Raw genomic sequence first — 11,063 nt, 5'->3', positions numbered from 1 at the left:
GAATATTAGGAATTTTTCAATTATTGCCCATATCGATCACGGTAAATCAACTTTAGCCGATCGTATATTAGAACAAACGAAAGCATTGACTTCAAGAGAAATGAAAGCACAACTTCTCGATTCAATGGATTTAGAACGTGAACGCGGAATTACCATTAAGTTAAATGCCGTTCAATTGATTTATAGAGCAAAAGATGGCGAAGATTATACGTTGCATTTAATTGATACACCTGGACACGTCGATTTTACGTATGAAGTATCTAGAAGTTTGGCCGCTTGTGAAGGGGCTATTCTAGTTGTTGATGCTGCCCAAGGTATCGAAGCACAAACACTAGCCAACGTTTATTTAGCTTTAGACAATGAGTTAGAAATTTTACCAGTCATTAATAAAATTGATTTACCTGCAGCTGATCCAGAACGTGTTCGTGCAGAAATTGAAGAAGTCATCGGTTTAGATGCTTCAGAAGCCGTACTAGCATCAGCTAAATCTGGGATTGGTATCGAAGATATCTTAGAACAGATTGTTGAAAAAGTACCTGCACCAACTGGTGATCCAGAAGCGCCTTTAAAAGCACTTATTTTTGATTCCCTTTATGATCCATACCGCGGAGTGGTTGCTTATATCCGTGTAATGGAAGGAACGGTTCGTCCTGGTGACAAAATCCTCATGATGGCTACCGGTAAGGAATTCGAAGTTATTGAAGCGGGTGTATTTACACCGAAAACGACTCTTCGTGATGAATTAACAGTCGGAGACGTAGGGTTCTTAACTGCGGCAATTAAAAATGTTGGGGATACACGTGTTGGTGATACAATCACTAGTGTGGCAAATCCTGCAACAGAATCTTTACCTGGATATCGACGATTAAATCCAATGGTTTACTGTGGTTTATACCCAATTGATACATCAAAATACAATGACTTGCGAGATGCACTTGAAAAGCTTGAATTAAATGATGCGGCTTTACAATTTGAGCCTGAATCTTCTCAAGCACTTGGTTTTGGTTACCGATGTGGATTCTTAGGACTTCTTCATATGGAAATCATCCAGGAACGTTTGGAGCGCGAATTTAATATCGACTTAATAACAACAGCACCAAGTGTTATTTACGATGTTCATATGACTGACGGTCACATTAAAAAAGTGGACAACCCATCTATGATGCCTGACCCACAAAAAATTGATCGCATTGAAGAACCATATGTTAAATCTACAATTATGGTACCGAACGATTACGTAGGCGTCGTGATGGAACTTTGTCAAAAGAAACGCGGCAATTTCATGACGATGGATTACATTGATAAAACGCGAGTAAGTATCATTTATGAAATTCCTCTTTCAGAAGTAGTTTATGATTTCTTTGATCAATTGAAGTCAGGTACTAAAGGGTATGCTTCATTTGATTATGAGTTAATCGGATACAAACCTTCCAAACTTGTGAAAATGGATATCTTGTTAAACGCAGAACAAGTGGATGCTTTAAGCTTCATCGTGCATAATGACTTTGCTTATGAGCGCGGAAAAATTATTGTTGAGAAATTAAAGAAACTAATTCCAAGACAACAGTTTGAGGTGCCAATCCAAGCGGCCATAGGTCAAAAAATTGTTGCTCGTTCAACAATAAGTGCAATTCGTAAAAACGTTCTTGCTAAATGTTACGGTGGAGATATTTCACGTAAACGTAAACTTCTTGATAAGCAAAAAGAAGGTAAGAAACGAATGAAACAAGTAGGATCAGTTGAAGTTCCTCAAGAAGCATTTATGGCTGTCTTGAAAATGGACGAAGATTGAGAATTATATAGTTGAGGTAAGGGGGCTACTAGTTGGCCTCCTTTTTCTATAAGAAAGAAGGAATACAACCAATGATTAAAGGAGCATATATTCACATTCCTTTTTGTCATCAAATTTGTCATTACTGCGATTTCAATAAAGTGTTTTTTAAAAATCAACCCGTGGACGCGTATATTGAAACATTAGGGTTGGAAATGAAAATGTTTGTTGAAAAGTATCGTGATCACTTACATATTGAAACCATTTTTCTAGGTGGAGGTACACCTACTGCACTAAGTGCTCCACAATTACAACGTTTATTTGAGCTTATTAAGCAATATATTCCCCAATTCCATCTTCAAGAATTTACGAGTGAAGCGAATCCTGACGAATTAACTTATGAAAAATTAGTCGTGATGAAAAACAATGGAATAAATCGCTTAAGTTTAGGTGTTCAAAGTTTTGATGAAGACATTTTAAATCGTTTAGGACGTACTCATTCAAATGAACATGTTTACAACACGATTCAAATGGCAAAAGATGTAGGATTTACGAATATTAGTATCGACTTAATGTACGGGTTGCCGAGTCAAACGATGGATCAGTGGAAACATACATTAGAAAAAGCTTTAGAGCTGAATTTGCCCCATTACTCTGCCTATTCTTTAATAGTAGAGCCAAAAACGGTGTTTTATAATTTAATGACAAAAGGCAAATTGATTTTGCCTGGAGAAGATTTAGAAGCTGAGATGTACGAAGTATTAATGACGTCAATGGAATCTAAAGGCATTCATCAATATGAAATTAGTAATTTTGCGCAGCCAGGGTTCCATTCAAAGCACAATAACTTGTATTGGGACAATGTCTCATATGCGGGATTTGGTGCTGGTGCTCACGGCTATGCAAAAGGAAATCGCTATGCAAATATTGGGCCAATTAAAAAGTATATGGACACAGTTACAGCTGAAGAATTTCCGATTAATTCAACTCACATAGTTACCGCAAAAGAAAGCATGGAGGAAGAAATGTTCCTTGGCTTAAGAAAAGTAGCTGGAGTTGACAAGCATCATTTTAAAGAAAAATTTGGTGAATCCATAGAAAATGTTTATGGACAAGTACTTTCTAAGTATATGCAGAATGGTTATATGCACACTACTAATGATGCCGTTGCTTTAACAAAAAGAGGCAGATTTATTGGGAATGAAATTTTCCAATCTTTTTTAATTGATTAACTAATCGTATTCGTTGACTTTTGCCCATGGATTTGATAATTTATGTATAGTATTAGCACTCGCAAGTGATGAGTGCTAACAGAGGTGATAAATATGTTAACGAACCGACAATTGCTTATTCTACAAGTAACAGTAGATGATTTTATTCAAACTGCTCAGCCTGTGGGATCACGGCAACTTTCTAAAAAAGAGGAAGTTCCATTTAGTCCGGCTACCATTCGAAATGAAATGGCTGATTTAGAAGAAATGGGTTATTTGGAAAAAACGCATACGTCGTCAGGTCGAATTCCGTCTGAAAAAGGATACCGATTTTATGTTGACCATTTACTTACACCTCAACTTGCTTCATCCGATGACATGCTACAAATTCAATCAGTTTTCCAAGAACGTATTACAGAAACTGAGCAAGTTATTCAAAAAACGGCCAAAATTTTGTCCGATTTAACGAGTTACACTTCGATTTTGCTTGGGCCAGATGTGCGTAAGCATCGAGTCAAACGATTTTCGATTGTGCCATTGTCGAATGATTCGGCAGTAGCCATCATCATTACAGACTCTGGTCATGTTGAAAATCGATTATTTCAATTACCACACGGGTTAACGGCATCTGATATTGAGAAAATGGTTAACATTTTAAATGAACAGCTGACCGGCGTCCACTTACATGATCTTCAACGTGCTCTTGAGAAAGAAACGGCCGCTTTATTAAAACAGCATATTGGTCGATACGGCGAACTCATGTCTTCTTTTGGGGCAGCCATTACAAGTCCTCAAGAAGAAAAAGTATTCTATGGCGGCAAATCCAAACTGCTTCATCATCCTGAATTTAAAGACTTGCAAAAAGCGCGGGGTTTAATAACGATGATGGATCAAGCAAACCAAATTTCAACGTTGTTTTCACCGAATCAAGCGGGTATCCATATTCGCATTGGTTCTGAAAATACCCTTCTGGAAATGGGAGACTGTAGTGTTATTACAGCGTCCTATACAATTGGGGAAGAACAAATGGGTTCAATTGCTATAATCGGACCAACTAGAATGGATTATCGACGAGTAGTCACTTTATTAGATTTAATGAGTGGCGATTTGTCTCGTGAGTTAACACGGATTTTGCGTGGTTCACGATAAAGAAGGAGGAAATAAATTTGTCGCAATCTGAAGAAAAAGAAACTGTTGTAAGCAACGAAAACCAAGAAACTGCAACACTTAACGAAGAACAAGATAGCTCTTCCATTGAAGAAATCAATGTTGAAACGGGCACAGAAGAACCAAGTGAACTTGAATTACTACAACAACAATTAGATGAAGAAACAAACCGTCATTTGCGCATGCGTGCTGATTATGAAAACTTTAAACGCAGAACGCATTTAGACCGTGAAGCGGCGGATAAATATAAAGCACAAAACTTGCTGTCAAATTTATTACCAGTACTCGACAATTTTGAGCGTGCTATGCAAGTTGAAACAGTGTCTGAAGAATCTCAATCTCTTCGTAAAGGTTTAGAAATGGTTTACAAAACACTTGTGGAAGCAACCGAAAGAGAAGGTTTGCAAGTGATTGAAGCAAACGATGTATTGTTTGATCCGAATCTTCATCAAGCAGTTATGACGGAAACAGACGGCACAAAAGAATCTGGTATGGTTTTACAAGAGTTACAAAAAGGATACAAATACAAAGATCGTGTACTTCGACCTTCAATGGTTAAAGTAAACGAATAATATAAACTTTCAAACATATTAGGAGGAAATTATAGAATGAGTAAAATTATCGGTATTGACTTAGGAACAACAAATTCATGTGTAGCAGTTCTTGAAGGTGGAGAACCAAAAGTAATTCCAAATCCAGAAGGTAATCGCACAACACCATCTGTTGTAGCGTTTAAAAATGGCGAACGTCAAGTAGGGGAAGTAGCTAAGCGTCAATCAATTACAAACCCAAACACGATTCAATCGGTTAAACGTCATATGGGTACAGACCATAAAGTAAAAGCTGAAGATAAAGAATACACACCACAAGAAGTTTCTGCTATGATTCTTCAATATTTAAAAGGGTATGCTGAAGATTACTTAGGTGAAAAAGTAACAAGAGCTGTTATCACTGTTCCTGCTTACTTCAACGATGCTGAACGTCAAGCAACAAAAGACGCTGGTCGTATTGCAGGTCTTGAAGTTGAACGTATCATCAACGAACCAACAGCTGCTGCTCTTGCATACGGTTTAGACAAAATGGATCAAGACCAAACAATCTTAGTTTATGACCTTGGTGGCGGTACGTTTGACGTATCGATCTTAGAACTTGGTGATGGTGTATTTGAAGTTAAATCAACTGCCGGCGATAACCGTCTTGGTGGAGATGACTTTGACCAATTACTAATGGATTATTTAGTAACTGAATTCAAAAAAGATAATGGTATTGATTTATCTAAAGATAAAATGGCAATGCAACGTTTGAAAGATGCTGCTGAAAAAGCGAAAAAAGACCTTTCAGGTGTAACTTCAACTCAAGTTTCACTACCATTTATCACTGCTGGTGAATCAGGTCCCCTTCACTTAGAGATTACTTTAAGCCGCACGAAATTTGATGAATTAACGTCTTCTTTAGTTGAACGTACTATGGTACCTACTCGCCAAGCATTAAAAGATGCAAATTTAACACCTGCACAAATCGACAAAGTTATTTTAGTTGGTGGATCTACCCGTATACCAGCTGTACAAGAAGCTATCAAAAAAGAAACTGGTAAAGACGCACATCGTGGTGTTAACCCTGATGAAGTAGTAGCAATGGGTGCAGCAGTACAAGGTGGCGTATTAACTGGGGATGTTAAAGACGTAGTTCTTCTTGACGTGACTCCACTTTCACTTGGTATTGAAACGATGGGTAACGTGTTTACAAAGTTAATCGAACGTAACACGACTATTCCGACGTCTAAATCTCAAACATTTTCAACAGCTGCAGATAACCAACCAGCTGTAGACATTCACGTTCTTCAAGGAGAACGTCCAATGTCAGCAGATAACAAAACATTAGGTCGCTTCCAATTAGCGGATATCCCGCCAGCACAACGCGGTGTTCCTCAAATTGAAGTAACATTTGATATTGATAAAAATGGTATTGTAACAGTTAAGGCAAAAGATTTAGGAACACAAAAAGAACAAAATATCACGATTCAATCGAACACAGCTTTAACTGATGAAGAAATTGATCGTATGGTAAAAGAAGCAGAAGCTAACGCGGACGCAGACAAAGCTCGTAAAGAAGAAGCTGAATTGAAAAATGAAGCTGATCAAATGGTCTTCATGACTGAAAAAACATTAAAAGATCTTGAAGGCAAAGTTACTGAAGAAGAGCAAAAACAAGCTGAAGATGCTAAAGCTGAGCTATCAGCAGCACTTGAAGCAGGTAACTTAGAAGACATTCGTACGAAAAAAGACAAATTAAACGAAATCGTGCAAGCTTTGACGATGAAAATGTACGAACAAGCAGCAGCAGAAGCTCAGGGAGCTGAAGGTTCTGAAGGTTCAAAAACAGATGATGGCGTTGTAGATGCTGAATTTGAAGAAGTTAAAGACGACGAAAATAAAGAGAAGTAATTTGTACTAACTAAGACAACCGAAAAGTCAAAGCCTGGACTTCCAGCTTTGGCTTTTTCAATGTCTTTGGCATTGAAGATAACTGCGTGTTACAATATAACGTATCGTGTATTTAACGCTCGCAGTGAGAACAACATCAAAATCAAAAACAATGGCTAATTACCCGAATCGTTGCAACTAATCTAGTTGTCGACTTAATTGAAAGTTTGAGCAGGAGTGTGACGGATGAATAAAAGAGATTATTATGAGGTACTTGGACTAACGAAAAGTGCTTCCAAAGAAGAAATAAAAAAAGCGTATCGTAAATTGTCAAAACAATTCCATCCCGATATTAATAAAGAAGCGGATGCAGTTGATAAATTTAAAGAAATTGCAGAAGCATATGAAATCTTAAGCGATGATCAAAAGAAATCACAATATGATCAATTTGGTCATGCTAATCCGAATCAAGGATTTGGTGGCGGCGGAGCTGATGGTTTTGGATTTGATGATATCTTTAGTTCATTCTTTGGCGGTGGAGGGTCTCGCAGACGTGACCCGAATGCACCGCGTAAAGGTGAAGATCTTCAATATTCAATGACGATTGATTTCGAAGAAGCTGTATTTGGTAAAGAAACAGAGATCGAAATTCCAAGAGATGAAACATGTGAAACATGTAAAGGAAACGGTGCCAAACCTGGTACTACACCTGAAACATGTCATCACTGTCAAGGGACAGGACAACTAAACGTGACACAAGATACTCCGTTTGGCCGGATGGTTAATCGCCGAGCTTGTCATCATTGCCAAGGTTCAGGGAAAATCATTAAAGTAAAATGTGGTACTTGCCATGGGCAAGGTAAAGTCACAAAACGCAAAAAGATTAAGGTTACGATTCCAGCAGGTGTGGATGACGGGCAACAATTACGCGTTACAGGACAAGGGGAACCAGGTAAAAATGGCGGACCTTCCGGTGACTTATATGTTGTATTCCGCGTAAAACCACATGATCGCTTTGAACGTGATGGAGATGACATTTATTTCGAACTGAAATTAACTTTCCCGCAAGCATCTTTAGGGGATGAAGTTGAAGTACCAACTGTTAATGGTAAAGTGAAGTTAAAAATTCCAGCGGGTACTCAATCTGGAACGACTTTCCGTTTAAAAGGAAAAGGCGTAAAAAATGTTCATGGATACGGCATGGGTGATCAACATGTAGTAGTAAAAGTCATGACACCATCTAAACTAACAGAAAAACAAAAACAACTACTGCGAGATTTTGCTGAAATAAGTGGCGATATTCCGGAAGAACAAGGTAGTTCATTATTTGATAAAATTAAACGCACAATCAAAGGTGATTAAGGAGTTGACGCAGGTGAAATGGTCAGAGCTATCTATTCATACGACACATGAAGCAGTAGAAGCAGTTTCGAATGTTTTGCACGAAGCAGGAGCAAGTGGTGTGGTTATTGAGGATTCAATGGAATTTGCACGCGAACGTCAAGATATGTTTGGTGAAATTTATGCATTAAATCCTAATGACTTCCCAGCTGAAGGAGTTATTCTTAAAGCTTATTTACCTGTTAGTAGTTTTTTAGGTGAAACCGTGGAAGAAGTGAAGCTCGCGATCAACAACCTTAGCAACTATGGTATCAACGTAGGTGAAAACGAAGTGATGATTAGTGAAGTAAATGAAGAAGAATGGGCGACTGCGTGGAAGAAATATTATCACCCAGTAAAAATTTCAGAACGTTTTACAATCGTTCCTACTTGGGAAACCTATGAACCAGTTTCAACCGATGAACTAATTATTGAACTTGATCCGGGAATGGCGTTTGGAACAGGGACTCATCCTACGACAGTAATGTGTTTACAAGCACTTGAAAAGACAGTCAAATCAGGCGACTATGTAACTGACGTTGGAACTGGATCAGGTGTTTTGGCTATTGGAGCTGCATTACTCGGCGCTAAACATGTGCATGCACTTGATTTAGACGAAGTAGCAGTGCGTTCAGCAAAAATTAATGTCAAATTAAATAAAGTCCAGCAGGTTGCTAATGTTGTTCATGGCAATTTGCTAGATACTGTTGAACAACAATCTGACGTCGTGGTAGCAAACATACTAGCTGAAATAATTATGTCATTTACAAACGATGCATTCCAAGTAGTAAAAGAAGGCGGAATGTATATCACCTCTGGTATCATCGGAGCGAAAAAAGAGGATGTTAAGCAATCCCTTGAAGCTGCTGGATTTGTCATTGTAGAAGTAATGATGATGGAAGACTGGGTTACCATACTTTCGAAAAAACCGGAAAAGGAATAAAATAACAATGCAAAGATATTTTATTCCTCAACCATTTATTGACGGAATTTCAGTAATTTCAGGTGATGACGCCAAACACATTCAAAAAGTGATGCGCATGCAAATTGGCAACTCGATTATTGCTGTGACTGAAGGTCAAGCTTTTGAGGCAATTATTGAGGATTTTATTGGCCAAGATGTTCGCATAAAAAAATCATCTGATTTTTTACGTTCCAATGAATTGCCGAAAAAGGTAACAATTTGTTGTGGATTGCCTAAAGGTGAAAAACTAGATTTGATTACTCAAAAAGCAACAGAGCTTGGCATGCATGAATTGATCCTTTTTGAAGCAGAACGCTCCATTGTGAAATGGGATGCCCAAAAAGGGAGCAAAAAACAACAACGCTTGCAAAAAATTGCCAAAGAAGCTGCTGAGCAATCACATCGAAATGTTGTACCAACCATCCATAATATTTTATCTTTTAAAGAGTTACTTAAGCAGTCAACAAATTACGATGTTTTGTTTGTGGCTGATGAAGAAGATGCAAAACTAGAAAAAAGAACTCGGTTTGTAGAAACATTATCTAAAATAGATGATAAACAATCCATTCTTGTCATTTTCGGTCCAGAAGGCGGTCTATCACGAAAAGAAATAGATGCCTTAATAAATCATGGTTTTCATACTATTTCTCTAGGACCAAGAATACTGAGAGCGGAGACGGCACCACTCTATGTACTTTCTGCAATTTCTTATCAATTTGAATAACAGATTTATTCTGCAAAGTATAATGGTAATCAATCCAGTGCATTCTTAATGTACTGGACTTTTTTAATGAAATGATACGTGAATCATGGTAAAATGAAGAGGTACGGACAACTTCCGAAAGGGTGACACCATTTGACTACAAATATTGCGTCAATGATCGATCATACATTATTAAAACAAGATGCTACAAAAGAGCAAGTTGAAAAATTATGTGCAGAAGCTAAAGAATATTCATTTGCATCTGTCTGTGTAAATCCAACATGGGTAAAAACCTCTGCTGAACTATTAACAGGAACTCCTGTCAAAGTATGTACAGTTATTGGTTTCCCACTTGGTGCATCTACTCCTGAGACGAAAGCATTTGAAACAACAGATGCAATCAACAATGGCGCTGGTGAAATCGACATGGTATTAAATGTAGGGGCTTTGAAATCTCAAGACCTTGATTTAGTTAAACGCGACCTTGAAGCAGTGGTAAATGCTGCAAAAGGAAAAGCAATCGTAAAAGTTATTTTAGAAAATTGTTTGTTATCAAAAGAAGAAATTAAAGTAGCAAGCCAACTTTCTAAAGATGCTGGAGCAGATTTCGTGAAAACTTCAACTGGGTTTTCAACCGGTGGAGCAACATTTGAAGACGTTGCATTAATGCGTGAAGTAGTAGGACTGGACCTAGGTGTGAAAGCATCTGGAGGCGTTCGTAGCTTAGAAGATGTTCAAAAAATGATCGAAGCAGGAGCTACTAGAATCGGTGCAAGCTCTGGCGTTCAAATCATGCAAGGCTTAACTTCTAATTCAGACTATTAATTATTGAATATGTATTGACCAAAATGATATGATACGATATAATTTTGGAGTACATAACACTAGGTTATGTACGACGTGTGTTCGGAGGGAGGGAAAAAGAGATGTCAAAAACTGTCGTTCGCAAAAACGAATCGCTTGAAGATGCTCTTCGCCGCTTCAAACGTACTGTTTCTAAAAGTGGAACAATACAAGAGGTAAGAAAACGCGAGTTTTATGAAAAACCAAGTGTAAAACGTAAAAAGAAATCAGAAGCTGCGCGTAAGCGTAAATTCTAATTTTCCAACTTTACGATGGCTTGAATCGCGATTTTCATGGTAACCAAGCGTAAAGCGTAACAAGAAATCAGAAGATGCGCGTAAACGTTAGTGATCAATTCCTTTAATCCCTACGTTCATAACACGTACTACTTGATGACTAAAGTAAGCTAATATGTAAGCCGAGAAATCTATTGATTTCTTGGCTTATTTTATTTTATTTGAATAATAGAGATGTAGAATGAAGGGTTGAATATCATCTAAAGATGAATAAAAACTCTGAATGGGCGGAAATAGAGTGTGAGTGGTCGCAAAACGATAATAAGTGGTCGGAAACATCATGTGAATGGTCGAAAACCTAACAC

At 37.8% G+C, this 11,063-nt stretch carries 10 protein-coding genes; all 10 read left to right on the top strand.

What is annotated here, in order from left to right; translation table 11 throughout:
- Nucleotides 1-4 precede the first annotated feature (4 nt).
- The gene (gene lepA / locus AC1DOS_RS13565) at nucleotides 5-1,792 is read left to right on the top strand and encodes a translation elongation factor 4 (protein ID WP_477537932.1); all 1,788 of its coding nucleotides are present in this window, start codon (nucleotides 5-7) and stop codon (nucleotides 1,790-1,792) included.
- Between the two features lie 71 nt (nucleotides 1,793-1,863).
- Complete coding sequence (hemW, locus tag AC1DOS_RS13560; protein ID WP_477537931.1) at nucleotides 1,864-3,003, top strand: radical SAM family heme chaperone HemW; 1,140 nt, start codon at nucleotides 1,864-1,866, stop codon at nucleotides 3,001-3,003.
- Nucleotides 3,004-3,096: 93 nt separating this feature from the next.
- Entirely contained in the window at nucleotides 3,097-4,131 is a 1,035-nt protein-coding gene (gene hrcA / locus AC1DOS_RS13555; protein WP_477537930.1) for a heat-inducible transcriptional repressor HrcA, read from the top strand.
- 17 nt (nucleotides 4,132-4,148) lie between these two features.
- Nucleotides 4,149-4,721: a nucleotide exchange factor GrpE gene (gene grpE, locus AC1DOS_RS13550; RefSeq protein ID WP_477537929.1), complete on the top strand. Its 573-nt coding sequence runs from the start codon at nucleotides 4,149-4,151 to the stop codon at nucleotides 4,719-4,721.
- Between the two features lie 36 nt (nucleotides 4,722-4,757).
- Nucleotides 4,758-6,593, top strand: a complete 1,836-nt coding sequence (gene dnaK / locus AC1DOS_RS13545; RefSeq protein ID WP_477537928.1) for a molecular chaperone DnaK — start codon at nucleotides 4,758-4,760, stop codon at nucleotides 6,591-6,593.
- Nucleotides 6,594-6,818: 225 nt separating this feature from the next.
- Entirely contained in the window at nucleotides 6,819-7,934 is a 1,116-nt protein-coding gene (gene dnaJ / locus AC1DOS_RS13540) for a molecular chaperone DnaJ (RefSeq protein ID WP_108586200.1), read from the top strand.
- A gap of 13 nt (nucleotides 7,935-7,947) precedes the next feature.
- Nucleotides 7,948-8,895, top strand: a complete 948-nt coding sequence (prmA, locus tag AC1DOS_RS13535; RefSeq protein WP_108586201.1) for a 50S ribosomal protein L11 methyltransferase — start codon at nucleotides 7,948-7,950, stop codon at nucleotides 8,893-8,895.
- 7 nt (nucleotides 8,896-8,902) lie between these two features.
- On the top strand, nucleotides 8,903-9,640 hold the full coding sequence (locus AC1DOS_RS13530) for a 16S rRNA (uracil(1498)-N(3))-methyltransferase (protein ID WP_477537927.1): 738 nt from the start codon (nucleotides 8,903-8,905) through the stop codon (nucleotides 9,638-9,640).
- Nucleotides 9,641-9,772: 132 nt separating this feature from the next.
- Nucleotides 9,773-10,444, top strand: a complete 672-nt coding sequence (gene deoC / locus AC1DOS_RS13525; protein WP_477537926.1) for a deoxyribose-phosphate aldolase — start codon at nucleotides 9,773-9,775, stop codon at nucleotides 10,442-10,444.
- Between the two features lie 101 nt (nucleotides 10,445-10,545).
- Nucleotides 10,546-10,719, top strand: a complete 174-nt coding sequence (gene rpsU, locus AC1DOS_RS13520) for a 30S ribosomal protein S21 (protein ID WP_016426884.1) — start codon at nucleotides 10,546-10,548, stop codon at nucleotides 10,717-10,719.
- Nucleotides 10,720-11,063 lie beyond the last annotated feature (344 nt).

The sequence above is a fragment of the Paenisporosarcina sp. P5_A11 genome (assembly GCF_056400705.1).
This window is presented reverse-complemented; position numbering and strand designations above follow the sequence as displayed.

Bases quoted from the DNA above. Each gene is read 5' to 3' on its own strand.
- hemW (WP_477537931.1), top strand. From the start codon at position 1,864: ATGATTAAAGGAGCATATATTCACATTCCTTTTTGTCATCAAATTTGT.
- hrcA (WP_477537930.1), top strand. From the start codon at position 3,097: ATGTTAACGAACCGACAATTGCTTATTCTACAAGTAACAGTAGATGAT.
- dnaK (WP_477537928.1), top strand. From the start codon at position 4,758: ATGAGTAAAATTATCGGTATTGACTTAGGAACAACAAATTCATGTGTA.
- dnaJ (WP_108586200.1), top strand. From the start codon at position 6,819: ATGAATAAAAGAGATTATTATGAGGTACTTGGACTAACGAAAAGTGCT.
- AC1DOS_RS13530 (WP_477537927.1), top strand. From the start codon at position 8,903: ATGCAAAGATATTTTATTCCTCAACCATTTATTGACGGAATTTCAGTA.
- rpsU (WP_016426884.1), top strand. From the start codon at position 10,546: ATGTCAAAAACTGTCGTTCGCAAAAACGAATCGCTTGAAGATGCTCTT.